The 25,306-nt window shown below is 46.8% G+C and carries 19 protein-coding genes; 12 read left to right on the forward strand and 7 right to left on the reverse strand.

Features of this window, described 5'->3' with window-relative positions; translation table 11 throughout:
* Nucleotide 1: 1 nt before the first annotated feature.
* The gene (locus AC5SV9_RS17775) at nucleotides 2-2,311 is read left to right on the forward strand and encodes an acyl-CoA dehydrogenase (RefSeq protein WP_475149071.1); all 2,310 of its coding nucleotides are present in this window, start codon (nucleotides 2-4) and stop codon (nucleotides 2,309-2,311) included.
* 78 nt (nucleotides 2,312-2,389) lie between these two features.
* Entirely contained in the window at nucleotides 2,390-2,878 is a 489-nt protein-coding gene (locus AC5SV9_RS17780) for a GNAT family N-acetyltransferase (protein WP_475149072.1), read from the forward strand.
* A gap of 56 nt (nucleotides 2,879-2,934) precedes the next feature.
* Here AC5SV9_RS17780 and prsK read toward each other — a convergent pair whose 3' ends face one another.
* Genes prsK through AC5SV9_RS17800 form a run of 4 tightly spaced genes read right to left on the reverse strand, consistent with a single transcriptional unit; the run spans nucleotide 2,935 to nucleotide 7,873 of the window.
* The gene (gene prsK / locus AC5SV9_RS17785; RefSeq protein ID WP_475149074.1) at nucleotides 2,935-4,974 is read right to left on the reverse strand and encodes an XrtA/PEP-CTERM system histidine kinase PrsK; all 2,040 of its coding nucleotides are present in this window, start codon (nucleotides 4,972-4,974) and stop codon (nucleotides 2,935-2,937) included.
* Between the two features lie 17 nt (nucleotides 4,975-4,991).
* Entirely contained in the window at nucleotides 4,992-5,753 is a 762-nt protein-coding gene (locus tag AC5SV9_RS17790) for a S1 family peptidase (protein ID WP_475149076.1), read from the reverse strand.
* Nucleotides 5,754-5,757: 4 nt separating this feature from the next.
* Entirely contained in the window at nucleotides 5,758-6,765 is a 1,008-nt protein-coding gene (locus tag AC5SV9_RS17795; protein ID WP_475149079.1) for a glycosyltransferase family 2 protein, read from the reverse strand.
* The gene (locus AC5SV9_RS17800; protein ID WP_475149081.1) at nucleotides 6,752-7,873 is read right to left on the reverse strand and encodes a glycosyltransferase family 4 protein; all 1,122 of its coding nucleotides are present in this window, start codon (nucleotides 7,871-7,873) and stop codon (nucleotides 6,752-6,754) included. Before AC5SV9_RS17800 ends, AC5SV9_RS17795 begins: the two co-directional genes overlap by 14 nt.
* Before the next feature lie 124 nt (nucleotides 7,874-7,997).
* On the opposite strand from AC5SV9_RS17800, the gene AC5SV9_RS17805 reads away from it, so the two are divergent.
* The 8 genes from AC5SV9_RS17805 (at nucleotide 7,998) to AC5SV9_RS17840 (ending at nucleotide 17,040) form a co-directional block, all read left to right on the forward strand.
* On the forward strand, nucleotides 7,998-9,077 hold the full coding sequence (locus AC5SV9_RS17805) for a glycosyltransferase family 4 protein (protein ID WP_475149082.1): 1,080 nt from the start codon (nucleotides 7,998-8,000) through the stop codon (nucleotides 9,075-9,077).
* Nucleotides 9,067-10,035 carry an endonuclease/exonuclease/phosphatase family protein gene (locus tag AC5SV9_RS17810; protein ID WP_475149084.1) on the forward strand — a complete coding sequence of 323 codons (969 nt, stop codon included), beginning with the start codon at nucleotides 9,067-9,069 and terminating at the stop codon, nucleotides 10,033-10,035. The genes AC5SV9_RS17805 and AC5SV9_RS17810 overlap by 11 nt, the downstream gene beginning before the upstream one ends.
* 1 nt (nucleotide 10,036) lies before the next feature.
* Nucleotides 10,037-11,194: a hypothetical protein gene (locus tag AC5SV9_RS17815; protein ID WP_475149086.1), complete on the forward strand. Its 1,158-nt coding sequence runs from the start codon at nucleotides 10,037-10,039 to the stop codon at nucleotides 11,192-11,194.
* Between the two features lie 168 nt (nucleotides 11,195-11,362).
* Nucleotides 11,363-12,226, forward strand: coding sequence for a PEP-CTERM/exosortase system-associated acyltransferase (locus AC5SV9_RS17820; RefSeq protein WP_475149087.1), 864 nt, complete (start codon nucleotides 11,363-11,365; stop codon nucleotides 12,224-12,226).
* Between the two features lie 20 nt (nucleotides 12,227-12,246).
* Nucleotides 12,247-13,872 (forward strand): FAD-binding oxidoreductase, encoded by a 1,626-nt coding sequence (locus AC5SV9_RS17825; RefSeq protein WP_475149089.1) that lies wholly within the window; start codon nucleotides 12,247-12,249, stop codon nucleotides 13,870-13,872.
* Nucleotides 13,873-14,032: 160 nt separating this feature from the next.
* Nucleotides 14,033-14,860 carry a THxN family PEP-CTERM protein gene (locus AC5SV9_RS17830; RefSeq protein ID WP_417707731.1) on the forward strand — a complete coding sequence of 276 codons (828 nt, stop codon included), beginning with the start codon at nucleotides 14,033-14,035 and terminating at the stop codon, nucleotides 14,858-14,860.
* A gap of 109 nt (nucleotides 14,861-14,969) precedes the next feature.
* Nucleotides 14,970-16,073 carry a hypothetical protein gene (locus tag AC5SV9_RS17835; protein ID WP_475149091.1) on the forward strand — a complete coding sequence of 368 codons (1,104 nt, stop codon included), beginning with the start codon at nucleotides 14,970-14,972 and terminating at the stop codon, nucleotides 16,071-16,073.
* Nucleotides 16,074-16,245: 172 nt separating this feature from the next.
* The gene (locus tag AC5SV9_RS17840; protein ID WP_475149093.1) at nucleotides 16,246-17,040 is read left to right on the forward strand and encodes a THxN family PEP-CTERM protein; all 795 of its coding nucleotides are present in this window, start codon (nucleotides 16,246-16,248) and stop codon (nucleotides 17,038-17,040) included.
* A gap of 63 nt (nucleotides 17,041-17,103) precedes the next feature.
* Here the strand turns inward: AC5SV9_RS17840 and prsT are convergent, their stop codons facing one another.
* The 3 genes from prsT to xrt are packed head-to-tail and all read right to left on the reverse strand — an operon-like array spanning nucleotide 17,104 to nucleotide 22,579.
* Nucleotides 17,104-19,869, reverse strand: coding sequence for an XrtA/PEP-CTERM system TPR-repeat protein PrsT (prsT, locus tag AC5SV9_RS17845; RefSeq protein WP_475149096.1), 2,766 nt, complete (start codon nucleotides 19,867-19,869; stop codon nucleotides 17,104-17,106).
* Nucleotides 19,870-19,893: 24 nt separating this feature from the next.
* Nucleotides 19,894-21,138: a UDP-N-acetyl-D-mannosamine dehydrogenase gene (gene wecC / locus AC5SV9_RS17850; RefSeq protein WP_475149099.1), complete on the reverse strand. Its 1,245-nt coding sequence runs from the start codon at nucleotides 21,136-21,138 to the stop codon at nucleotides 19,894-19,896.
* Between the two features lie 58 nt (nucleotides 21,139-21,196).
* Nucleotides 21,197-22,579: an exosortase gene (gene xrt, locus AC5SV9_RS17855; RefSeq protein ID WP_475149101.1), complete on the reverse strand. Its 1,383-nt coding sequence runs from the start codon at nucleotides 22,577-22,579 to the stop codon at nucleotides 21,197-21,199.
* A gap of 197 nt (nucleotides 22,580-22,776) precedes the next feature.
* Here xrt and AC5SV9_RS17860 point away from each other — a divergent pair, with 197 nt between their 5' ends.
* The gene (locus AC5SV9_RS17860) at nucleotides 22,777-24,123 is read left to right on the forward strand and encodes a phenylacetate--CoA ligase family protein (protein ID WP_475149105.1); all 1,347 of its coding nucleotides are present in this window, start codon (nucleotides 22,777-22,779) and stop codon (nucleotides 24,121-24,123) included.
* Nucleotides 24,124-24,127: 4 nt separating this feature from the next.
* Nucleotides 24,128-25,240: a glycosyltransferase gene (locus AC5SV9_RS17865; protein WP_475149106.1), complete on the forward strand. Its 1,113-nt coding sequence runs from the start codon at nucleotides 24,128-24,130 to the stop codon at nucleotides 25,238-25,240.
* Nucleotides 25,241-25,306: the final 66 nt, after the last annotated feature.

A 25,306-nucleotide genomic window follows, 5' to 3' on the forward strand; every position in this document is an offset into this window, starting at 1 on the left:
TATGTTAGTCCTGTTAATATTGGTTGTTACCCTGGCGGTGGTGTTCGGTGTGACGGACATCCGCCGTAACCTGATCACCAAACCTATTTTTGCGGTGTTCAAGAAAATTCTGCCACCGCTGTCTGATACAGAGCGTGAGGCTATGGAGGCCGGCGATGTTTGGTGGGACGGTGAGCTGTTTAAAGGTAAACCAGACTGGCAAAAATTGCACAGTTTTCCAAAAGCAGAACTGAATGACGATGAGCAGTCATTTTTAGACAATCAGGTTGAAACCCTGCTGAAAATGCTGGACGACTATAAAATTGTGCAGGAACAGCGTGATTTACCGCAGGAAGTCTGGGCGTTTTTAAAGCGTGAAGGCTTCTTTGCGATGATTATTCCCAAATCGTACGGTGGCCGTGAGTTTTCAGCGATAGCTAACTCTACGATCGTTTCACGTATTGCAACACGCAGTTTAACGGCGGCAGTGACGGTGATGGTGCCGAACTCTCTTGGTCCGGGTGAGCTGTTAATGCACTATGGTACACAAGAGCAAAAAGATCGCTGGCTACCGAACCTGGCCAACGGTACTGATGTGCCCTGTTTTGCACTGACTGGCCCGGAGGCGGGCTCTGATGCAGGCGGCATCCCCGATACCGGCGTGGTGTGTAAAGGCGAGTTTGAAGGCAAAGAAGTGGTGGGTATCCGCCTGAACTGGGATAAACGTTATATCACCTTGGCGCCGGTAGCAACGGTACTGGGCCTGGCGTTTAAATTGTACGACCCTGAGAATTTATTGGGTGATAAAGAAGAGTTAGGTATTACTTGTGCTCTGATCCCAACCAGCCATCAAGGCGTGCAGATCGGTGATCGTCACTTCCCGATGAATATGGCATTTATGAACGGTACAACCTACGGTAGGGATGTATTTATTCCGCTGGAGTGGATCATCGGTGGTCCGGATTATGCCGGTCGCGGCTGGCGTATGCTGGTAGAGTGTTTATCAGCGGGCCGTGGTATCAGCTTGCCTGCATTGGCCACGGCTACCGGCCACCTTGCTGCACGCATGACCGGTGCTTATGGCTACGTGCGTCAGCAGTTTGGCATGTCTATCGGCAAGTTTGAAGGTGTTCAGGAGTCTCTGGCCCGTATCGGTGGCCTGACATATAGTCTTGAAGCGATGCGGGTAATGACTGCGGGCGCTATTGATATGAATTTAAGCCCCAGTGTGGTTACTGCCATTGCCAAATATCATATGACAGAAATGTCCCGGACGTTGATGAATGACGCGTTTGATATTCATGCCGGCCGTGCTATTCAGGTAGGCCCCAAAAACTATCTGGCGCATGGCTACATGGGCATTCCGATCTCAATCACGGTAGAAGGCGCAAATATTCTGACCCGCAATCTGATGATTTTCGGTCAGGGGGCGACGCGTTGTCACCCTTATGTGTTAGCAGAGCTGGAAGCTGCTGCTAACCCGGATGCAGAAGAAGGTTTAAAGCAATTTGATACGCTGTTGATGAAGCACGTCGGTTTTGCGGTTGGTAATACCTTTGGCGCTTTATGGCAAGGCTTGACGGCCGGAGCCTTTAACAGTGCGCCGGTATCAGGTGAAACAGCTAAATACTATAAACAATTAAGCCGTATGAGCCGTGGCCTGGCACTGTGTGCCGATTTTTCAATGCTGATTTTAGGCGGCGAGTTGAAGCGCCGCGAAATGTTATCAGCCCGGTTAGGTGATGTATTAAGCCAGCTTTATATTGCATCAGCAGTACTTAAGTTCTATGAAGACAACGGTCGTCAACAGTGTGATTTACCATTCGTGCATTACAGTCTGCAGCGGGCTTTGTTCGAAATAGGGCGTGCCTTTGACGGTTTCTTTGCTAACTTCCCGAACCGGTTTGTAGCAGGTTTGATGCGTACTTTGGTATTCCCATTCGGTATCGGCTATAAGATGCCTGCGGATGACATTGCGATTCAGATTTGCGATGCCATGTCGAAGCCGGGTGTTGTTCGCGACAGGCTAACGCACTTATGTTACATAGGCGAAGGTGAGAACGACGCTACCGGCCTGATGGAAGGTGCCTTTGTTGCGATGTATGAAGCCCAGCCTTTGATGAAGAAAATTTATCAGGCGCAGCGCAGTGGACAGTTACCGCGTAAGCAGCCACTTGAGCACACCATAGTACAGGCACAAGATGCAGGTATTATCAGTGCTGATGAAGCCCAGCAGTTAAACAGAATGAATGAGCTGCGTTTCAGCGCTATCAGCGTTGACAGCTTTGCTGCTGGTACGCTCGAAGCAATGGCAATAACGCCAGCCAGCTGACGGCAGCGCTACAACTTGTTACACTTGGAAACCGGCAGGGTCTGTGCTCTGCCGGTTTTATTTATTGGGGAGTGACAGATGTCCACAGATATCAATATCCGTCTGGCGACGCCACAGGATGTGCCAACCATACTGAAATTTATTCAGGGTCTGGCTGAATACGAGAAGCTGGCTGATCAGGTGGTGGCTACGGAAGAGAAATTAGAGCAGACGCTATTCGGTGACAAGCGCTATGCAGAAGTTGTTATTGCCGAATATAACCAGCAGGCTGCCGGGTTTGCGCTGTTTTTCCACAATTATTCTACCTTTTTAGCAAAACCCGGTATTTATCTGGAGGATTTGTTCGTCTTACCAGATTTCCGCGGCAAGGGCTTGGGTAAAGTGCTACTCAGTTATCTGGCAAAGCTGGCGGTTGAGCGGGATTGTGGCCGGCTGGAGTGGTCAGTACTTGACTGGAATCAGCCTGCAATAGACTTTTATCAGGCACAGGGCGCTACGATGCTGCATGACTGGCGGATAAACCGGGTGACCGGCGAAAACCTCAAAGCGCTGGCACAGAGCGTCTGAATAATGCTAACTGCAGTGCTGCACATGGCCGCACTGCAGTTAGCAGGCCACAGCTGTTATTGTTTTGTGTCGTCAGTGACGGGTAAGGTTAGTGTAAAACAGCTGCCTTTGCCTTCAACGCTGCTGACTGTCAACCGGCCGTTATGCTGCTGAGCAAACTGCAATGCATCATAAGCGCCAATTCCCATCCCTGAGTTGCCCTTAGTGGTATCAAACGGTTTGAACAAGCGTTGCTGAATAAACTGCTCGCTCATACCGCATCCGGTGTCGGTGATAGTAACCAGTAACATAGCGCTGGGTGTATCCGCGGTAACATCAACGGTCACCACTACTTCGCCTGTTTCTTCGGTGGCATGTTGGGCGTTATCGATAAGGTGATAAAGCACGCTGCTAAAACGCTCTTTATCTAAAGACAACATGCAGTTTTTTAATACATGCAGGGTAGGCAGCGGTTTTCTTACTGCGCACTTGAGTTTTATTACCTGTTCCAGCTCTTGCGCCACGGAAAACTTGCTGCTGCTGTTTGAGTCACTGCGTTTATCTGTTAGTTGTGACAGCATATTACCAAGCCGTTGCTGCATGGCTTCCAGAGTGTCGAAGCTATCTTTGATAAACTCGGGGTTCTGCATATGTTTTTTGCTGTTGTTCAGCATCAGGTCTAACTGAGCTTTCACATTCTTTAAATCGTGTACGACAAAGGCAGACATTCGGCTAAAAGCGGCAAACTGAGCATTTTCACTCAGCGCTTTACTGGCCAGCGTCAGCAATAAATAGCTGCTGATCTGTTCGGTAATAATCATCAGATAGTCTCTGAGCTCCCAGTTCAGCTTCAGCCGCTCTGCTGTTGGGGTATTGAGAATACACAGGCCCCACAGCTGCTGCTCATCAAAAACCGGTATAATCAGGTGGCCGTCTATTTTCAGCGTGTCACCTTTAAATTGCACAAAACTATCAGTTTGATCAGATAAATCTGTGATCCAGCCCGGTCTGGCATGGTGCTGACAATAATGTTGCAGCAGATTAAGCTCATCAGCTGTCACTGATACCCGGCCCTGGCAAGCAACTGCGTGCAGCTGTGATGGGGTAAAAGCACGGATTAGTGCTCCTCTTTGGTAGCCGGTAGCGGTGAGCCAGGCGTTTAGGTAGGCTTGATAGTCAACATCCTGCTGCAGTTTCAACGACTTCAGATACTGTGTCAGGCTTAGCCACTTGGTACGGTAATCAAATTTATTGGCGTAAAAGTTTTTCTCAATATACACCTTAAATCTGCGTCTGACTTTGCCCGACAAGGCGACAACAGCAAACAGCAGACAGCCTGCTGCAATCAGTATCGCCTGCAGCAGGCCTGTCCAGCTAAGATCAAACAACTTAATGGAAAAGCCGGCAACAGCCAGTACGCTCAGGTAAATACCAGCCAGCAACACTATGGTGCTGTTGACAACAATTTCTCTGGAAACATATACACTGATGGCCCACGAACGGATACGGCGAATAGCCACGACTAACAGCGGTAGTACCAGGGCAGCAATAAAACCGCGGGCAGCCCAAAGCTGTGGATCTATCCGGCTGAATAGCGCAGCTTCAGCCAACAGAATAAAGTCGAACAAAATTTGTAAGCCAAGCCCAAGCACTAAAGGTTTGAACTGCCAGACAACAGGCCCGGCACGGCGATAAAGCGCTTCAAGCAGTGCTAACTGACCAATGCACAATAACAAGTTGATGCTGAATATAATGTTGTTACTTACCGGAACAAAGACATTTACCAGTGCCAGGCAAAATACTATTGGAATAACAAGTTTAACCGCGCCTTGCGCCAAAAAGGACCACCAGCGTATCTCACTGCTACTCAGGCAGGAAAATAACAACAAAAATAAAAGTATGTGGCGAAGTGCCTCAACAATAACTGAGTCGGCACTGATAAAAGGCTGTGTACTGAACAGCAGGTAGAACACTGCCCAGAACACCTGTACTGCGGCAAATGCCAGCAGCAGGTTTTTGGTTCTGTTGACGGCTTTGTCTGTCAATAACAGCAGGAACAAAAAAGCGTAACAGCATATCGCCAGCACGAAACCGGCTGAACTGATTGTAAAAACCAAGCTAACGCTGTCCTGCATCAACGGGTCGTTCCGGCGTTGAGCAGGTTAAGCAGGTGAACAACCGGAATCGCGTAGGTTATACCGCTGGGGTCTGACAATACGGCCTCTTTGGTAGATTTAACGTGTACGCGATTAATGATACCGATAACAGTACCGTCAACCATAGAAAATAATGGGCTGCCGCTGTTGCCGGGGTAAGCTGTTGCGTCCAGTTGATACACCAGATAAGGCTGCTTTAATGCCCGGATAGTGTTTGTTTGCAGCTGCTGTGAGTTTTGTGCCGGAATAACGACAGGTGTATGCGCAGCAATAATACCGGTATGCGTAGCAGGGTATAGCCCCAGCACCGAGGTGATAGGATAACCGGTCAGACTAACAGAATTACCCTCTGCAAGCATTGCTTCATTCGACAATTTAATGGCCGGCAATGCTTTTTCAATGCGAAGCACCGCAATGTCATGTGCTAAATCTTCTGCAATATGCAAAATTTTATGCACTTCAACTTTTTCGCCCTGACCTGATAATACAACATACTGCTCTAATGTTGCCGGATCTGTTGGCCGGGCGATAATATGATAATTGGTTGCAACCTGTTTGCCGTTACCTGTGACAAAACCCGTGCCGAGCAGTGTAATGCGCGGGGAAGCTGTCGGGTTTAACAAACCTATAGCCACAATAGAGGGCTTTATGCGTGATATGTGCTCTGGCAGATTGATAGTGTCGGCTGCCAGGCTCCATTGGCTCAGCAGCAGCGCTGTCAGGCAGAATAAAACTCGCATATGGTTATCCCTGCGGTTGATGAGTAAATCTATCCAGATCTGCCGGGCGGGCTATGGCCGCTGGATCTGACAATGGATTCCAAACCGGTTTAATCAGGGTTTTTAACTTCGCCAATACACGCACAACTTTATTGCTGACAGAGATAGGCAGATACAACCAGCGACAGACCAAAAACACTTTACGTCGAAATACCCAGTGATACATGGCTTGTTCTGCATAAAAGTTGTAGTGCCAGCGCTGCTCAAATAATCTGGATGAGGTGTAGGTCAGTTTTGGATCCCAGCGATAGAAGAAAAAGCGCATATCGAACCAGCTCATGCGTGTGCCCAGATTATCGAAAATAATGACAGACTCTGGTTGGCTGAGTAATTTGTAGCCCAGCTTACGCAGTTGAATACCAATATCGATATGTTCGCGGATCACCATCGACGGTAATTCGATCTGTTGTAATGCTTTGGTCAGAAACAGCACGCCATGCAACTCAAACATCTCACTGTCAGCTACCTGCTGCGGAATATCCTGCGGCAGAGCGCGGCGATATGATTTGTGCTCGATCAGATACTCTTTACCTTCGACATCGACGACTTGTATTGCGTTGGTGTACAAATGGTTGCGTAGCGTTGCGCCTTCATCTACGCCTTCTTTTTCCAGTGTCAGCGGGTTTACTACTGCAGCACCGCTGCTTTGGGCTGTGTCGAGTAATGGTGGCAGCCAACCGGGAGTCACGTTAGAGTCGTTATCCAGCAGCATGGTATAAGGTGTCGTGATACTGTCGCGGATTTTACTGACGGCATCCATTGGGATCATCAGCCCCAGCTCGACTATCTCTGCGTTAGTTTTGTTTTGCAGCAAGGCTTTAAGTTGCTGTTTTATATGAGCCGGGTAACCCAGATCCAGCACTTTTAATAAAAACGGTTCTGGGGTACAACGGTACAGATTTTCAATGCATGCAATGATGCCGGAGTAGCGATCGCGTGGGCTGATAACTACCGTTACGCTAGCTTGCGTCATGATAAGATCCTTCTTTTAGCATAAGTTTTTGAAAAATTTTAAGATACTGCGTTGTCATCGCTTCAACGGAAAAAGTTTGTTGCACGCGATCGAAGCCTGCGTTGCCCATGCTCTGACATGAATCAGCATCATTAAGCAATTTTTGCATACTTTCAGCCAATTGCTGTGCGCAAGCCGGGGCAACTAAAAAGCCGGTCAGGCTGTGCATAATAATCTCTTTTATGCCTCCCACATGGGTAGCAATAACAGGCCTTCGCCGCGCTCCTGCTTCAATAAACACCAGACCAAAAGCTTCTTCATGCGACGGTTGTACAAAGATATCACAGGCATCCAGCCACAAGGCCGGGTCGCTAATCTGGCCCAGAAACCTTACCTGATGTTGCAGTTGAAGTGATTGCGCTAAATCAACGAGTGTGTTTTTTTCTGCTTCAGTGCCTGTGCCGGCAATGAATAACTGCACACCCGCATCGTGTAACAACGCCAGCGCCTGCAATGTATCCTGATGTCCTTTTATTGCGCCGAGATGACCGATACTGAGCAGTATTTTACTGTCGGCTTCCAGGCCGAGTTCAGCTCTGGCCTGCTGTTTAGTTCGCGCGGGCACCGACAACAGCGAAGTTCCGCCATACACTACACTGCAGTCGCTACCACGCAGGCCCATATTATCGGTCAAAAGCCGCATCCGATCTTTTGATACCGCAACAAAATGTGACAGTGCAAAGCGGATAAACCGGTTACTTAGTGAGGGGTTATAGCATTCAAGTCTGGAGCGGTGAAAAGTGCCAACGGCAGGTATACGGCAGAGTTTAGCTGCAAGCCCGGCATAGAGTTGGCTGGACTCGCAATGCGCATGTACCAGCTGTATATTGTGTTTTTTTATCAGTTTAGCTAACTGCCAGATCAGGCCAAACTTTTTACCGGATATCTGCGGCAGAGCAATATCATGTTCAGCGTCTGTAGGTTTATCAAAAGGGCCGAAGCACACTGCTACAACCTGATGGCCGGACTGACACAGTGCGTTTACCGTGTCATGGAACCTTACCGTTCTGCCACCTTTTTCGAGACTTTGCACCACTTCCATAATGCGTAATGTTGCTGTTGCGGTCACCCGGATATCCTTCCCTGACATACCAATGAACATATTTATCTTTCAAACTATATCACGTACAGTCTACCATGTAGGGCGTAAAAATATATAATTCACCAGATCTTTGACATCATAAGGAATTGATATGTCAACTACCGGTAGGCAGTCGGTAATTCATGTTGTAAGTAGTTTAAAAGTCGGGGGTGCAGAACGTTTTGTTATCGACTTATGCCAGGAGCAGGTCGGGCAGGGGTTAAACGTTGCTATTTTATCTTTCGGCCTTGCAGAAGACACCCTGGTGTCGGTGTGCCACGAACATCAAATTCCGCTGACGATTACAAACGGTAAAGGCTGGCGCGCGCAGAAACAAAGGTTACAGCTGTTAACACGCTTTGATGTCATTCATGTTCATTCTCCGGCCGCACTTAAGAGCCTGGTATTTCATCTGTTTTTGCTAAAGCATAAAAAACTGATATATACCCGCCACGGCGCCGCACCTTTAAATAAACCACACTGGATACGTCTACACCGTTTTACCCGCAGTTTTATTCACGCAGTTACTTTTGTGTCAGCAGAAGCTAAACACAGCTTTGCCCACCATGGCTGGCATAAAGTGCCACAGTATATTATCGATAATGGTGTCAGATTGCCGTCCCAAGCGTTAACAGATGATAAAAACACTGCGCACAATGGTGTGCTCAGGCTCGGATCTGTTGGCAGAATGGTGAAATTGAAAAGTCAGTTAAGCCTGTTACAAGCAGTATCACAGATGGATAGCGACAGCCAGAATCAGCTCGAGTTGCATTTCTTTGGTGATGGTGAATTGCGATCACAGTTAGAAACATTTCATCAGCAACACAGTGGGATCCGTGCGGTTTTTCATGGCGTGGAAATTGACCGGCAAAATATTTATCCTCATATTGATATGCTGGTTGTCACCTCGAGTACCGAGGGACTGTCAATGGTAATCTTGGAGGCTATGGCGTACGGCAAACCCGTTATAGCAACCAACGTTGGCGGAAATCCAATGCTTGTGAAATCAGGTGAAACCGGCTTTCTTTATGAGTTCAACGATATAGATGAACTAAAATCTGTTATCTCAGGTGTGCTGCAAAATGCTGAGATAAGAGTCAAACTAGGCAGACAGGCCCGCAGTTGGGTTGAGCAGCAGTATTCTTTGACTAAGACGGCCGCACTTTACCGGGAACTGTATAATGCCAAATAGTTCATGGCGTGCCTGGCGCAGCGCACGTATTGTTGCGCTGGTTTTTGCACTATTGTTATCACTGGTATCTTACTGGCCTAAATGGCAGTGGTTGCAGTGGCTTAGTTTGCTGGTGCTTTATTCTCCTTCCTGGTTGTTTTTAGGTCTGTTTGTGCCTTGGCTGCTTGGGTGGAAATCACTTACTCGCTGGCAATGCCTGATGCTGGTTCCTATGCTGTTTGTCGCAGCAAAAATACTTGATGTTAGCTGGCCTGTAAGCCGCAGCGCACAAGACACAAACTTTGTTTTGTTGTCTGCCAATCTAGGTAATATGGCAAATACAGAACAGCTTGCGCAGTTAATGACACAGCATAAGGTGTCAGTTGCTATATTTCAGGAAGCCAGGTTGGAAAAATTAACGGCGCTAGACGCCGACAATTGGCAAACCCACTGCGATGCAGGCCTATGTATTGTCAGTAAATTCCCTTTTGACGTTGAGCAAACTCTGTCCCGCAGCCTGTTTCAGGGCTATGGTAATTTTGCAGTGTTCTATCGACTTAATTTACCTGAGCGTCATTTATTGCTGGCGAATGTTCACTTTGAAACACCAAGACCTGCGCTGGAATCCCTAATTAAGTTAAGTCCTGATAATACCGCTATGCAGGTGAGGCAGCAGGACAGAGAACTACAGGCGACAATCATTGCCGACTGGGCGCATTCTCAGGAAGAAGCACTGATGATTGGCGGTGATTTTAACATGCCGGTTTTATCACCAATATACCAGCACTACTTTTCTTCTCTGGGGAACGCATTATCTGAGCGACCAACGCAAATAGTGCGTTACACCAAGTACACACGCTGGCATGGTATTCGAATTGACCATCAGCTTTATCGCGGCGATTTAATGCCGCTTGAAGCTGGTGTGCTACAACTAAGCAGTGGCGACCACCGGCCTGTTCTTGTCAAATGGAGGATATAATATGCGTTTTTCTCATATTAGTGTCTTACTGTTAATATTTTTGCCAGTGGCGCAAGCCATTACTCAGCCCGGCTTGTGGGGGCCGGGTCATGTGACTGGAAACATTGATACCAGTTGGTACGTAGACCCGATGATACGCTACGCCAACTATGTGACAGATGCTGAGTTGCTGCAGAAAGACAAAATCACTGCGGATAAAGCCAGCCAGTATTTGTACGACAGGCCAAGAGCGTTAACACAATTGTTTTTGCTAACCGGGGATCCTAAGTGGAAACAAGATGCTATAGCGGCAAGTCAGTTTTATCTGGCCAGAGTGGCAGACGATGGTTATTTTTCACTGGTCGATAAAAAAGACGTTAAATACCTGATGCCACGGGGCTTGCTGTATTACTATCAGCTGACCAGTGATGAGTCGGCCAGACGCGCTATTAACCGTATTTATCTGGCTTCTCTGGATTGGAACCCTGAATACCGTAACCGGGGTTTTTGGACTGAAAGGAATCAAGCTGCAGCGCTTGAAGCTGCCTTAAGTTATTACGAATTGACGAATGATGCTAAAGCACTGCAACGAATTGAGCAGATCCTCAATGCAACCTTAGATATGGTTATTTCACCGGCCAATGGCTGGCCGCAGCGCGGTTGTCCGCAACATACTTTTAAAGCGCATGAAGGGGGGACCGACGAGTCAGCTGTTTGTTCTCCTTGGATGTTAGCATTGCTGGCAGATCCTATCTGGCGTTTTCACCAATTGACTCAGTCTGATAAGGCCGAGAAGTTATTGCGGCTATTCGGCCGTTTTATCCTGGAGCATGGTACTTACCCTGGTAAAGATAAGTTTGAAGGACAGCAGTTGCCTAAGTATCTGGTGGTATTTGATAACGCGCAGATGGAGGATATAAATCCATGGAACGATATGCAGCATAGCTGTGACGTAGCTGCTCTGCTTGGGAAGGCGCTGTACTTTGAACCACAGATTTCCCGGCAATCTGCCGAGACCTTTTTTGCTTTACTGGCCCCTTGTAAAAATAAAGCCAGCCGGCTCAAAGACAAGAAGCCATATTGGCGCGTGCGTCCGCCGAGGAAGTTTGGCTGGGAGTATTCCACTACCAGCGACTTACCCTGGCTTGAACAGATCGTTATTCAGCGTCAGAGTAAATAGTGAAATAAATCAGCAACCTTAGTTTTGAAAAGTAAACGGTTATTCATGTAACGTTAAGCAAGGCGCATAGCCTGAACACAAAAGCACAAATATTGTGCTAACGTTAATTCACATAATTATCAGCCAAAAACGACAGATTTTTGGTAGACGTAGTATCGCAGGTGAAAAATGAAACATTTAAAGTTCATGCAGAAGATTCCTGTGGTGAAACACCTTGTCAACAAGGCTATTTCCCGGCTCGCGAGTAATGACGCCAGCGCCATTGCCAATCACTTTTCGCAGTTTCTGAAAGTTGAGTTGGCCAATACCAGTGAGCTCAGATCTGAGGTTTTTAATGTCAGGCATCAGGTTTATTGTGAGGAATTGCATTTTGAGGACGAGCGAAATAACCGGCTGGAACAGGATGAATTTGACAGTCATTCTTTTCATAGCCTGATACGTCATGTTACGACAGGCAGAGTCGCAGGTACCGTACGGTTAATTACATCAGAACAGACCGGCGACATGCTGCCAATTGAAGTGCATTGTATGCACGCCATTACAGACCCTGATATTAAACCTTCTGCCTTTCCCAGAAGTGAAATTTGTGAAATCTCCCGGCTGGCGGTGCCAGAGACATTTCGCCGGCGTAAATTCGATCAGTACAAAGGTGCAGCAACCGGTGTCATTAATGAAGTATTCTTTTCTGAAAAAGAACTGCGCTGCTTTCCTTATATCGCGATATGTTTATATTTGTCAGCCGCTCTAATGGCGCTGCATAACAATAAAAAGCACGTTTTTGTAATGATGGAACCTCGTTTGGCCAGAAGCCTTACGTTTGTCGGGATTGTGTTTAAACAACTTGGTGAGCCGGTTGAGTATCATGGCAAGCGGGCAGCGTATTATATTAACCCCGAAATGTTCAGAAAGAACCTGTCGATCGGCTATGTGAAATTGCTCGAGTCAATTGAGAGAGAGCTTTATCCGAATGAAAAACCCCGTCCGATCAAACGTAAATTTCCGAAATTAGGCTGGGGTGTTCGTTACAGTTAAACGACAATTGAGATTTCTTTATGCCTTCAAATGGCTTTGGCAGCGCGTTATCTGCGTGGAAACAGCTGCTGGCTGACGATCAGGTTATTGATGACACAGCCAGCTTAAAAGATGCGCAAAAGGCGACTTTTGCATATAGCGCTAAAGTGCTGGCAATTCTTCATCCGGAAAAAGAACAGTTGGCAGAATGTCTTGGCATAGCCCGTCAGCATAACCAGAAACTCTACACGGTGAGCTCAGGAAAAAACTGGGGATACGGCTCGCAGCTGCCTGTCAGCGAGGGCAGCGTGATTCTTAACCTGGGCCGGCTTAAAAAAATAAGTAATTACGATCAGAAAAACGGTGTTGTGACCGTTGAGGCTGGCGTAACTCAGGCTGAACTCGCTGCTTTTTTAAAACAGCAAGGGGACCATCATTGGATGGATTGCACGGGCTCCAGCGCCAGCTGCAGTGTAGTGGGCAATACTGTTGAGCGTGGATTTGGCCATACCGCTTATGGTGAACATGTTAAATATGTATGCGGCCTGGAGGTGATGTTAATTGATGGTCGGGTTATCAGAACTGGTCTGCACCGTTTTGGTAGCGCTAAAGCAGCCGGCGTTTATCAGCCAGGTTTAGGGCCGGCGTTAGACGGACTATTTTTCCAATCTAATCTGGGCGTAGTGCTGAGTATTACCCTGTGGCTAATGCCAAAACCAGAGAATTTTCTGGCATTCTATATTTCCACAGAGCAAGACATGCTTGAGGATATCGTTGAAAGCCTTAGCAAACTGAAACGGCAGGGTTATCTGACAAGTCTGCCACATATCGCTAATCCATTTAGAGTGCTGCCCGGCTTACAGCAATTTCCCGCAGAAGATGCTGCAAAATCCGCATATCCGCTTACTTCCCAAAGACTGCAGCAGTTGCGCAAACATTGGCAGGTTGGCGTGTGGAATGTATCCGGTGCGTTATATGGCACCAAAGAACAGGTAAAGCTGGCAAAATCAGCATTAAAAAAACAATTTCGCCATTGCAAAGCAACCCAGCTAAATTTTGTTAGTGATACCTTATTGCAAGCTATTGAAAAGTATCAATGGTTACTGTCAAAGCTACTTCGTAGAGACATGGCACGGGTGTTAGCAGTATTAAAACCGGTGCATCTGATGATGAAAGGGCAGCCCAGTGATAGTTTTCTGGCCAGTGCTTATTGGCGTATGCCAGAGCTACCAGATAACGAGTATCGGCTAGACCAGGATGGCGTTGGTTTGATTTGGTGTGCTGTTGTTGCACCAGCAGAGGGAATGCACGCGCGGCGTATTGAGAAAACAGTAACTGAAACACTGGCATCATTCGATTTTGAAGGCGGCATAACCTTTACGTTGCTAAGTGAGCGCTGTTTGGATGCTGTTATCAGTATCAGTTTTAACCGACACTCAAGAGACAATATTGACTGGGACCAAAAAGCGATAGCATGTCGCCGCCAGCTATATAAAAACCTGCTGCAAGATGGGTATTTTCCATACCGGCTTGATATCAGCATGATGCAATATTTAGCCGAGTATAGCTCCCCCCAATATGAGCAGCTATTGCAGGAGTTGAAGCATATGTTTGATGCAAATAACTTACTGTCTCCAGGCCGTTATATTATCGACCAGAAAGTGTAGGGATTTTTTACACTCGTTTCTACTTTCACGCCACTTGTTTGCGTAAGTTATTGTTATTAGTGTATTAAAAATATTGGCGCAATAACTGCATGTTGTCGCTCGTGATGTAGCAGTTGTTGCCGCATGCATAAACAGCAGTCGAAGTAGAAATGGAGGCGTCATGAAATCAGGATTAGGTTTTTTGGTAGCGGCACTTGGAAGTGCAGTATTATTTGCGGGTAGTGCAGCAGCTGCACCACTTAGTCTTACTTTTGAAACATCCAGCGGTTGGTTAGCTGACGGTTTAAATTATAACGGTTATGCCCCTCAGACCCGTCATCGCAACGGCGTAGAGACAGTATACGATTGTGCTGCAGGCGCAACCAATGCTTCAAATGGTTGTGGTCTGGAGTTTTACAATGCTGCAGATGGCATTGCGCAGGGCTACACATCTGTAGACTGGGGTAACCCTCTGGTTGCTGGTCAGTACAGCGGATTAGACATCGCGTCATACGATGGGGTGTTAGAAGCCGATGCGGGTTGGGTAGACACAGGTATGATCACTCACCGTAACCGTATGGTCAGAAGCGGTAGTGTTACTTTGGCTGAGTTAAACCTGTTCACAGTATTTGATATCGTGAGCCCGTTTGTTGCTCAGGCAAGCTCAGCTTTTGGTATCAGTTTTACAGAAACAGTAAACAACCCTTATGGTTACTGCGATGCTGATATTCAGTTTTCTGATGTACCCTGTGACGACTACTTCAATATCTCTGGTATCCCTTTACCAATCGAGTTTACCTTTGAAGGTCGTAAATACGTTATCGAGTTCCGTTTGTGGGGCGATGCAGATTCTGGTTTCTTAATTGAAGACAACTTACTGCGTACCGCTGAGAACTCTGACAATGATTTATTTGTGCAGGCTCGTTTAGTGTCTGTTCCTGAGCCAGCGACTATAGCTGTACTGGGCATGGGCCTGTTAATGCTGAGCTTACGCCGGCAGAAAGTGTAATTTAGTGTCTTAAAAGAAAGCCAGCGGTATGCTGGCTTTTTTATGTCTGCATATGGCAATGTGAGTCGATAGTGAAGGGGTAGTTGATTTAGCAAAAAGGATTTCTGAAATGGAGCTGTCTGCGCTAAAAATAGAGAATGATAATAACGGTGTGCTGATGAGCTGGTATGCCGATAACCGGGCTGTTCGACTAAAGTTCAGCGGTGATGTTATCAAAGTGCCTGCAGCGGCTGATGCCGCATTTGCCAGCTGTTTAATGCCAGCCATGCTACTAGGCGAAACGTTAAGTGTCGACAGTACTTTTACGCTTAGCCGCGACCTGATTAAAAACCTTACCAAATTCCAGCAGATTTTTTCAGGTTGGTTCAACGACCTGCAGTTTGTCAATTTTGACATAACCGATCCGAGCTTACATGACTCTCTAATCAAACCCGACGGTAATGCAGTGTTTTACTCTGGCGGAGTGGATGCAAGCTATTCGTTTTTTGAGCTACAGGATAATATCGATTACCTGATTTTTTGTCTCGGCCTCGATATTCAGCTGCGTGAAAAAGAGCGCTGTGATAAGGCGTTGGAGAGTGCCCGCAAGTTTGCTGAGCATTACGGTAAACGCCTTATCGTCATTGAAACTAACTTCAGAGAAGCCTTTCCTGAGCTATCTGCCCAAAGGTGTCAAGTCGTACTGCTGATAAGTTACAGCCTGGCTTTAGGCTTAAGATGCCTTTTTGTTCCGGCAAGTCACGATGTATTGGAGTTGGAACCTTTTATTACGCACCCGATGACAGACCCTTTGTTAACCAATGGTGTGACTGAAGTGGTACATCACGGTATGGTCAGCCGGGTTAAAAAAACCATAACGATTGCCCGCTCAGAGCAGGCATTGGCATTTCTGCGGGTATGTAATGCCTCAGACCAATTTAACTGTGGTAAGTGCGAAAAATGCCTGCGCACCATGGCTACATTAGCTGCAATCGGGGTCAGCTCTCCTGCATTGCCTGCTCTGACGGAGCTTAAGCAATTACGGGAAGCCAAAATATGGACACCGGGCAAATACCATATGTGGCATGATATTTACCTCTGCGCGAAGCAAAATAATGCACTGCGGCTAGCTAAAGCTGTTAACAAACTTTGCCGGCGATATGAATGGAAGCAACTGCTGAAATTGTTTAAAGTGCAAAGCCTCAAGCTGCTAAACGACCTGATACAGCGCTAGTATGATGTCTACTTTTTTTACAATTTGAGTTTGTCATTTCATAATTATTTTACTAAACATCTAAAAAATAACGGCAAAGTAAATCTGGCCCGGTATATGCACCCATTCTATTGTCCCAGTCAGCTTAGCGCAGTAGGTGGCTGGCATAGACCCAATAACAAATGGAGGCGTTATGAAAAGCAAGAAAACGTTGCTCGCAGCCGTTGGAGGTTTAGCATTACTCACCGGCAGCGCGCAGGCAGCACTGATAGCTTCATTCGATTTTGATACAGCCAGTGGTTGGTTGGCTGATGGTTCTGCACAAACCCGCAACTCTGCAGATGATTCGATTATCAATTGTGCAGCGGGTGATTTACCCGGTACTAATGGTTGTGGTTTAACTTTCTATGGAGCACAGGAAGTTACAGATGGTTATAACTCTGTTGACTGGTTCAGTAATGGCGGTGTTGGGCCTAGTGGTCTGGATATCGTATCACTGTCTGGCACTTTGGTGACCGATGGTGCGTGGGTTGACACAGGTATTATTACCCACAGGAACTTTATATTACCGTCTCCGGCTACTACGCTGCACACTTTGGATCTGATGTCTGAATTTAGTATTACGTCGCCACTGTTGCTTGGTCCGGCGTCTGATACCTTTGACATTAGTTTTGTTGAAACACCAAATCAGGGTGGTTGCCCACCACCAAATCCACTAGGTTCCTCTTGTGACGATGCCTTCACCATTGATGGTTTACCTGAAGCTATCGTATTCGAAATTGATGGCATTACTTATACCATCGAGTTTCGTCTGTTCGGCGGTGAGGGATTTATTGTCGCTGACAATACGTTGTATACCAGAGAGGATGAGGAAAATACCTTATTTGTTCAGGCCCGTGTTACTGCACGCCAGGTACCAGAGCCGGCTACCCTGGGTATTCTGGGGTTAGGTTTGCTGCTGTTGAATCGTCGTAAACTGATGAAGTAGAACCGCAAAATAAAAAAAGCTGGCGTCTGCCAGCTTTTTTTATTTATTAACTAGGATACAGCATTAATCTTCCAATCCCAGCTCAGCCATTAAAGCTTTGGCCTGAGCTGCTACTTCCTGATTGTCTGCAAGCTGCTCCAATACCGCCCGGGCTTTTTCTTTGCTTCCCGTTTTTGCCAATGCCTCAGCATAATGTAGTTGCACTTGTGCTGTATCAGGTCTGACGTTTAGCGACGCTTCAAACATTTCTTTTGCCTTTGTTGCATCACCTGTTGCCAGTAAAACTTTGCCGTAAGTATCCAGTATATCCGGATGCTTCGGTTGCAGATCGTGCGCTTTTTTAGCATGTGCCAGCGCGACAGATAGATTGCCTTTTTCCAGCATTAACCAAGCCAGATTGTTAAGTGCCAGCACATTGTCAGGCTGCTCTTTCAACATAGTCTGATACGTTTGAACTGCGCGATCAGCATCCGTATTTAAAGACAACTGGGCCAGCATCGCCTGTATTGTCGGCGTGCTGCCTTGTGCTGCTATGTGTTTTTCCAATAGCGCTATGCCTTTATCGGTTGAACCGAGCCTGCTGTGTAATTCGGCCAGCAGTAGGGCAGTTTTAACGTTGGCTTGCTTGGCGTAGCTTTGAGACAATGCCTGCACAGCGTCGGAATACTTTTGTTCTCTTGTCAGGGCTTTGCCGACGAAGAACTGTGTTTCTGGCTTCTGTTGTACATCATCCGGCAGCGTGTGCACAAACTCCAATAGCTGCTGACTGCGCTCAGCCTCATCAAGAATTTGCAGTTTTATGTTGATAAAGCGGTTATGTCCTGGCTGAGCTGCCAGTAGTTGATCAACGAGTTTGAGCGCAGCTGTATAATCTTTGTTAGCGTATAGCGCCTGCATATAGGCTTGGGTCGCCATATTAGACGCCGGCTGCAGGTTATGCCAGCTTTGAGCGCTTTGCAGAGCTTGTGCTGGTGCATTCAATCTTAACTGGGTATCAATCAGGTAGGCCCAATGCATAGGTAGCCATTCACGTTGCTCTGCTTTGATGCTATTTAGTAGCTCCAGCGCCTCATTGTAGGCACCTTCGTTATGTTTAAAACTGGCTAGCATCAACGCCAGATTATAGTCCTGAGGGGCAGCTTTTTGCGCTTTAGTCAGTCGTTGCAATGCATCTGTTTTATCACCTGTGCCGTGGCTGAGCGCTATATACTGCTCAAGTGCCTGAATATTTTGTGGTTCATCGTCCAGTAATGCCTGAAAACGTTGTGTTGCTAACGTCGTATCGCCCTTGGCTGCTGCCAGAGAGGCATTTAACAGACGAGCCAAACTATTCTTAGGCTCCTTCGTTAATACCTGGTCTATATGTTCAGCAGCGATGTCAGGCTGTTCACTGACCAAAGCGACATAAGCTTTCATATTATGACCGGCGCTGCTTCGCTCAGTACTGGCAATCCATTCGTCGGCCAAAGCCATCGCTTTATCATACTCCTGCTGCCTGATGTAGGCGGTAAGCAATAACACACGGGCCTGATCAGCTGCAGGGTCTAATTGTAAAGCTTGTTCCAGCGAGCGTATCGCCGTGTCGCGCTGACCGGGCATTTTCAGTTGTATAGCGCCTAGCGTCAGTAGCTCTCGTGCCGAAAAAGGCTCGTCTGATTTGTACTGTGCTAAAAGGTTTTGAGCGGCTTCAGTACTGCCTTGTTTGGTCAACTCGAATGCTGTCGCCGCCAGTAGTTGAATGTCAGATTGTTGCAGTTCTTTTCCTGACAACAGTTGTTGTGCGGCTTCTGTATTACCTGCTTTTAGCATGAGTTGGGCATAAAGCATTTCAGCTTCAGGGTAATGTTTCAGGATGTCTTTAATGACTTCCAGGTGGCTCAAGGCGACATTTTCTAACTTTAAGTTAACTGCGATCAATGCCGCAAGAATGCGCGCTTGTGCCGAGTTAAATCCGCCGCCTATCGCTGTATCTATGTGTATTCTCGCCTGTTCAAAGTCTTTTTTATCGTAAGCAATAATAGCAGCGAAATAATTTGCCAACGGTTGTTGCGGTACTTTCTTCAGCAATGGCTGCAGTATTGCATCCGCCTGTTGCAACTGCTCAGTTTTTACATAAGACTGCGCCAGTAACAATTGCGGTAATAAATGATAGGGATTTTCTGCCACATACGCTTTTAACAGGCTGATAGCTGTGGTCGAGTCATTTTCTGCAAGTGCAATCTTACTTCTGACATACAGTGACTGTTGATACAGTGCAGAAGATTCTGGAATTTGCATGAGCTTTTGTTTAACGTCAGCAAGATCAGACTTCGCCAGTGCCTGAAAAGCCGCCGCAAAGTCTGCTACATCTGTCTGGCTGGACGCAGAAAGCTGATTAAATAACGCCTCAGCATTTTCAGTACCGCCCAGCTCGGCTTCTGCCAGCGCTTTAAAAGTTAGCAGATAATCCTGTTCAGGTTGAGCGTAAGCGGAAGTATCTTCCAGCAATGTTAAGATATCACTGTAGTTACTGTTCAGGTATAACACCTTGACATACTCTTGAACGAAGGCGGAGTTATCTGCACTGTACTGGTCAGCACGCTGATACTCTTTTACCGCGTCATCCAATGCCCCCACTTTTACGTATAGCTGCGCCAGGGCCAGCCGGTAGTCAGCCCGTTCCGGGTCTTTTTGCAATGCAGACTTCAGTTCGACCAATGCACTGTTGAACTGGTTGTTTGCCAGAAAAGTCTGAGCTGCTTCAAAGTGCTCATCGCTACTTTTCTGGCCACATGCGGTAAGCGTCAAACCTATAATGACTGCCGTACTGACTCTGGTGAAGCTTTTCATATCCCAATCCTTGTGTTGATATATTTATCCAAATATCCCTCTGGTATCGATAACAATTTTACGGGCAACTTCGGCAAGACTAAGTGCTTTAAACTGTTTATGGTCAACCAGAATGAGTAAAATATTTGCTTTTTCAATCGCCTCTGGCAGTGACACCAGATTTGGTTTTAGCTCTGACAATGAAGCGGGTAAAGCTTTAATATTAGGTTCAACAACTAAAATTTCGCCAATGTTTTGCTGCTTTAATGCCAGCGTGATATTAACCGCCGGGCTCTCGCGCAAGTCATCGATGTCTGCTTTAAACGCTAGTCCAAGGCAGGCGATGACCGGACGTTTAAATTCATCAGCAGCCTTGATAACTTTATCCATCACATACTGAGGTTTGTAGTCGTTTATTTCCCTGGCCAGCCTTATCATGTTGGCTTGCTCTGGCGCAGAGTCAACGATAAACCATGGATCGACCGCGATACAATGGCCACCAACACCCGGGCCAGGTGACAAAATGTTTACCCTGGGGTGACGGTTTGCCAACTTGATAAGTTCCCACACATTAATTTTTAATGTGTCACAAATCATCGATAGCTCGTTGGCGAAGGCAATATTGACGTCTCGAAAAGAGTTCTCAGTCAATTTTGTCATTTCAGCAGTTCTTGAGCTTGTTTGCAGACATTCACCACGTACAAACTGCAAATACAAAGATGTTGCTATTTCGGCGCAGCGAGGGGTAATACCGCCAATAATTCTGTCATTACTTACCAGCTCTTGCAGAATGCGTCCCGGCAATACCCGTTCCGGGCAGTGAGCAACATACAGCTGTGCATTGTCCGGATCCTGATGAGGTAAGACTAAATCAGTGCGTAACTCTGCCAACCAACGGGAAATTTTCTCTGTGGTGCCGACCGGGGAGGTTGATTCGAGAATAATCAGATCGCCCGCTTTCAAAAATGGAGCAATGCTTTTTACCGCAGCTTCGATAAATGACAAGTCTGGCTTTTTATCTTCTTTAAATGGAGTAGGCACGGCGAGAATGAAAGCGTCGGCAGTATCAGGTACAGTTGCAGCTTTTAGCTTGCCAGTCATTACTGCGGCCTGAACCAACATATCCAGGTCCGGTTCGACGATGTGGATTTTACCCTGATTAATAGTCTCAACCGCATAAGTTGAAACATCGACACCCAGCACTTCAATTCCGCGTGAAGCAATAACTGCTGCAGTAGGCAAACCAATATAACCCAAGCCTACTACACATACTTTATTAAACGTTTTCATAAAGCTCCTGTAACTGTGTGGCATCTGATAGCTAAGGAGTTACTGGCTGTCAGATACATTATTCATTCAATAATTGACGCAATAAATTAGCTTCGTCCTGGCATCTTAAGCTACTACAGCGGATAAACTGCCAATGAAGTGACGATTTGGCATTCAGCTGCAACGCCTGCTTGATTCTGTTACGTTTATATACGCCGACAGAGCCTGTTTTTTGACCGTTCGCTTCATACCAGTATTGTAATATAGCGTTGTTACCTGAGTGGTCGCTTAACCAAATAAGTCTGCTGTTATTGGTGAGATCACTGCTAACTTTATTCCAGCCTTGAGGAATCATATTATTCAGGTAATAGTCTGCCCGGTTCGCATCATGCCGGCCATCAAACTGATAGCTTATGTCGATCACTTCAACACCTGACAGGTGCCTGACATTATGCGCTTTTCTGCTGTATGCCGGAATATAAGGGGACGGTGTTTGGTCTTTATTTGTTGTAGTCAGTTCAGCCGGGCTAAAGTTCAGCACAGGGAATTGCCCCATCAACAGTTTGATACTTATACCTGATGCCAGCAAACTGGCACCCACAACCAATGCCAGTGGCATTGCGGCGAGCCTTTGCGTGGCATAAGGTTTATCCTCGCTTGCGGGATGAGGCTCCAGTTTGCCCACCAGATAAAACAGCACGACAATAAAGGGTATATAAAGAAACCAGCCGAACATATTATGATCTTTTACTATAGAGCTTTGCATATCGCTGTAGTAACCGATCAGTATGATAAGTACGATACGGACACCATTGACTAAAATTGCACCGATGACTGCACAGAATGTTAGCAAGAGCATATTCTTCAGCTTTCGCAGGTGCAGATGACACAGTAAAGTGCTAAGGGCGAGCGATACAATAAAATAGCGTAAGCCACTGCATCCTTCCGCAATTTCAAAAACACCTTGCGGGATTTGAATAAAATTACCGTCGACATATACCGGAATATGCGTCAGCTGCATAATAAACTTAGTGATAACAACGGAAATATACTGCAGCGGGGCGGTGAGGCTGCCCCAAACCGGCGATATAAACCATAGCAAGGCTAATGGCACTACTAAGGCTAAAGAGGGCCTAACCAGGGTGCAGAATAGCAATATGACGTAAAGCGGGAACAACAGCCGTAAAATACTGACTTGCTGGGCGGTAATACTGACAGCTAAAATCGCGGCAACCGATAGCATTGCCAGCAGATAACCAATGTGAAAGCGCAGTTCAAGATTATTACGCTGTTGCCATAACAATGTGACGATAATGAAAGGCATCAGATAAGCGTGAGAGTAGGTGCCATCGTCAAAGCTGTATGTTCGCCAGTCTGATATCACCTGAGGGTAAATAAACAAACTGTAGCCTAACAGCAGTACAATAAACGTAAACAAGATTTCGGCACGCTTGATGGTCATCCATGACACTCCGTATCTGCAAATGGAGAGAAAACTGAAACTACTCAGCAGTTCCTCGACCGAGTTTGACGCTTAAGCCGTTAATAATCAACTATTGGTTGTGACGAAAGCTTCGTTTATACTCTGTGGGCGGTTCAGATGTGACTGGCCGTAGCAAGCGTCAACGCTGCTGTAAATTGCGAACGGATGCGTAATACATGAAACTATACCCACAATTACTGCGTGGCGTTGCGTTGCCTTTTATGTCAAAAGTAAAAGGTAAGCCCCTGTCTGGCTATGTAAAGGAGTACAGCCGTAATCTGAAAAAATCTCCTGAAGCACTGCAGCAATTACAATGGCAGGCGCTGACACGTTTACTGGATCACGCCTTTGAGCAGTGCCCGTTTTACCGTGAGCGTTGGCAAAAAGCAGGTATTGACGACATCCGTACCGTGGACAGCATGCAGCAGTTTCGCCAGCTGCCGATACTGACAAAAGATGATATTCGTCAGAATTATCAGCAGTTAAGAGCAACAAACTTTCCGCATAATATTATTAAATCGACCGGCGGCTCGACCGGGCAACCTCTTACTATAGAGCTTAATCAAGACAGCAATACCCGGCGTGAAGCGGTCATGTGGCGAGGGTATAACTGGCTTGGTGCAGGCCTGGGTGAGCGAACCTTATATTTGTGGGGGGCGGGTATAGGTAAAGCCTCGCTGACGAGACGGTGGAAGGAAAACTTATATCACTGGTTTTACAACCGGAAAATGTTGAACTCCTTTTCTATGTCGCCGGCTAATCTGCATGAATATATCGATCAGATAAATGCTTACCGGCCTGATGCGCTGGTTGCCTATGTAAACCCGCTGTATGAGCTGGCGTTACATCTGCTGCAGAACAAGATCAAAATACACTCGCCCGGCACAATCCTCACTGGCGCAGAGCCACTGTATGAGTATCAGCGAACAGCTATCGAGCAAGCTTTTGCCTGTCAGGTGTATAACACCTACGGCTGCCGCGAAGTGATGCTAATAGCGGCAGAATGCAAAGAGCACAAACAACTGCATATAAACAGTGATCATCTTCTGGTTGAGACGGTAAATGAAGCTGGTTTGCCGGTGTTTGGCGAAAGTGGTGATATCCTGCTGACAGATCTGTTCAATTACGGTATGCCGTTAATCAGATATCAGAATGGCGATCGGGCGACGTTACACAACAGCCTGTGTAAGTGTGCTAATCCCTTACCGGTTATGTCCAGTGTGGATGGACGTAAGCTTGACGTTATTAAAACGCCGTCTGGTAAATTAATTCCGGGTGAGCTTTTTCCGCATTTATTCAAAGAGTTTCCCGGCATCTATAAATTTCAGGTACGTCAGAGTAAGTTGGACGCGTTGACTATCAACATTGTGGAAAAACGCCCTTTGAATGCGTCTGAGCGGGCAGCTATTACCAGCGAAATAAACCGTTATAGCCAGGGCGAGCTGACGCTGACAATAAACGTTGTTGACGATATACCTCTCACCGCAGCCGGTAAGCACAGAGTTACCGTATGCGAGGTATAAGCTGATGTCACGTCGTAAGCTCGTTATCGTATCTAATCTATATCCGCTACCGTGGGAGCCGGGCCGCGCCAGCTTTAACCGGCAGCAGTTTGCTTTGCTCGAATCAGAGTACGAGCTGTCAGTATTGGTGCCGGTGAACTTTATCGATTGGTTCAGGCACATCAGGAAAATATCGCAGTCTGATCGTGTGCGTTATGCGCCATACTTTTTTATGCCTAAGATAGGACGGCGTTTTTATGCTGTTTTTATGTTTCTGTCTTTGCTTCTGCACTCCGGTTTCTGGCTTAAAAAGCGCGCTCCGGATGTGATGCTGGCGAGTTGGGCGTATCCCGATGCGGTAGCAACCAGTTGGTTGGCGTCTTTGTTTGGCTGCATATTCTTCTTTAAAGTGCACGGCTCTGATGTCCATATGCATGGACTGAAAGCCGCCCGGGCAGCACAGATAAAACAGGCGGCAAACAAGGCGAGTGCAATCATTTCTGTATCGGAAGAGCTCAAAGCGCAAATGGTTGGTTTAGGGATAGACGGTGCTAAAGTCCGGGTAATCTACAATGGCGTAGATCACGCGTTATTTTCCGCTACATACCAGCGTAAGATTGATAAACCCTACATGCTGTTTGTCGGGAATTTAAAGCAAGACAAAGGTGTGATGGAACTGCTGCAGGCGTTTACTGCTATAGCTGAGCGCTTTTCTGAATATCAGCTGGTGATTGCAGGTAGCGGAGTAATGCGGGATATGATGCTGCAAAGTATTCAGCAGCAAGGGATAGCTGAGAGGGTTATGCTGCTTGGTAACGTTGCGCACAATGAGTTGCCTGCATTGATGCAGTATGCGAGTCTGGTGGTATTACCCAGCTACCATGAAGGTGTGCCGAATGTGCTGTTAGAGTCTATGGCAGCGGGTACTCCTGTAGTTGCCACCGCGGTTGGTGGCATTCCGGAAATAGTTGAGCAAGACGTTACCGGCATTCTGGTACCGTCAGCAGAGCCGGTAATGTTGGCAGAAGCTCTAAAGCAGGCATTACAAAAACCGTGGCAGCGCAGCGCTATACAGCAACATGCTGCGCAATTTACCTGGCAGAAAAATAAAGCTCAAATTCTGGAAATGCTTGGATAAGAATATGTAACAACGGGCAGCATTAAACAGCGAATCAGTGCAATCAGCTGTCGGCGCCAGGGTGGC

Source organism: Rheinheimera sp. ATLC3, assembly GCF_059429535.1.

Bases quoted from the DNA above. Each gene is read 5' to 3' on its own strand.
- AC5SV9_RS17775 (WP_475149071.1), top strand. From the start codon at position 2: ATGTTAGTCCTGTTAATATTGGTTGTTACCCTGGCGGTGGTGTTCGGT.
- AC5SV9_RS17780 (WP_475149072.1), top strand. From the start codon at position 2,390: ATGTCCACAGATATCAATATCCGTCTGGCGACGCCACAGGATGTGCCA.
- AC5SV9_RS17790 (WP_475149076.1), bottom strand. From the start codon at position 5,753: ATGCGAGTTTTATTCTGCCTGACAGCGCTGCTGCTGAGCCAATGGAGC.
- AC5SV9_RS17795 (WP_475149079.1), bottom strand. From the start codon at position 6,765: ATGACGCAAGCTAGCGTAACGGTAGTTATCAGCCCACGCGATCGCTAC.
- AC5SV9_RS17805 (WP_475149082.1), top strand. From the start codon at position 7,998: ATGTCAACTACCGGTAGGCAGTCGGTAATTCATGTTGTAAGTAGTTTA.
- AC5SV9_RS17810 (WP_475149084.1), top strand. From the start codon at position 9,067: ATGCCAAATAGTTCATGGCGTGCCTGGCGCAGCGCACGTATTGTTGCG.
- AC5SV9_RS17815 (WP_475149086.1), top strand. From the start codon at position 10,037: ATGCGTTTTTCTCATATTAGTGTCTTACTGTTAATATTTTTGCCAGTG.
- AC5SV9_RS17820 (WP_475149087.1), top strand. From the start codon at position 11,363: ATGAAACATTTAAAGTTCATGCAGAAGATTCCTGTGGTGAAACACCTT.
- AC5SV9_RS17825 (WP_475149089.1), top strand. From the start codon at position 12,247: ATGCCTTCAAATGGCTTTGGCAGCGCGTTATCTGCGTGGAAACAGCTG.
- AC5SV9_RS17830 (WP_417707731.1), top strand. From the start codon at position 14,033: ATGAAATCAGGATTAGGTTTTTTGGTAGCGGCACTTGGAAGTGCAGTA.
- AC5SV9_RS17835 (WP_475149091.1), top strand. From the start codon at position 14,970: ATGGAGCTGTCTGCGCTAAAAATAGAGAATGATAATAACGGTGTGCTG.
- AC5SV9_RS17840 (WP_475149093.1), top strand. From the start codon at position 16,246: ATGAAAAGCAAGAAAACGTTGCTCGCAGCCGTTGGAGGTTTAGCATTA.
- prsT (WP_475149096.1), bottom strand. From the start codon at position 19,869: ATGAAAAGCTTCACCAGAGTCAGTACGGCAGTCATTATAGGTTTGACG.
- wecC (WP_475149099.1), bottom strand. From the start codon at position 21,138: ATGAAAACGTTTAATAAAGTATGTGTAGTAGGCTTGGGTTATATTGGT.
- xrt (WP_475149101.1), bottom strand. From the start codon at position 22,579: ATGACCATCAAGCGTGCCGAAATCTTGTTTACGTTTATTGTACTGCTG.
- AC5SV9_RS17860 (WP_475149105.1), top strand. From the start codon at position 22,777: ATGAAACTATACCCACAATTACTGCGTGGCGTTGCGTTGCCTTTTATG.
- AC5SV9_RS17865 (WP_475149106.1), top strand. From the start codon at position 24,128: ATGTCACGTCGTAAGCTCGTTATCGTATCTAATCTATATCCGCTACCG.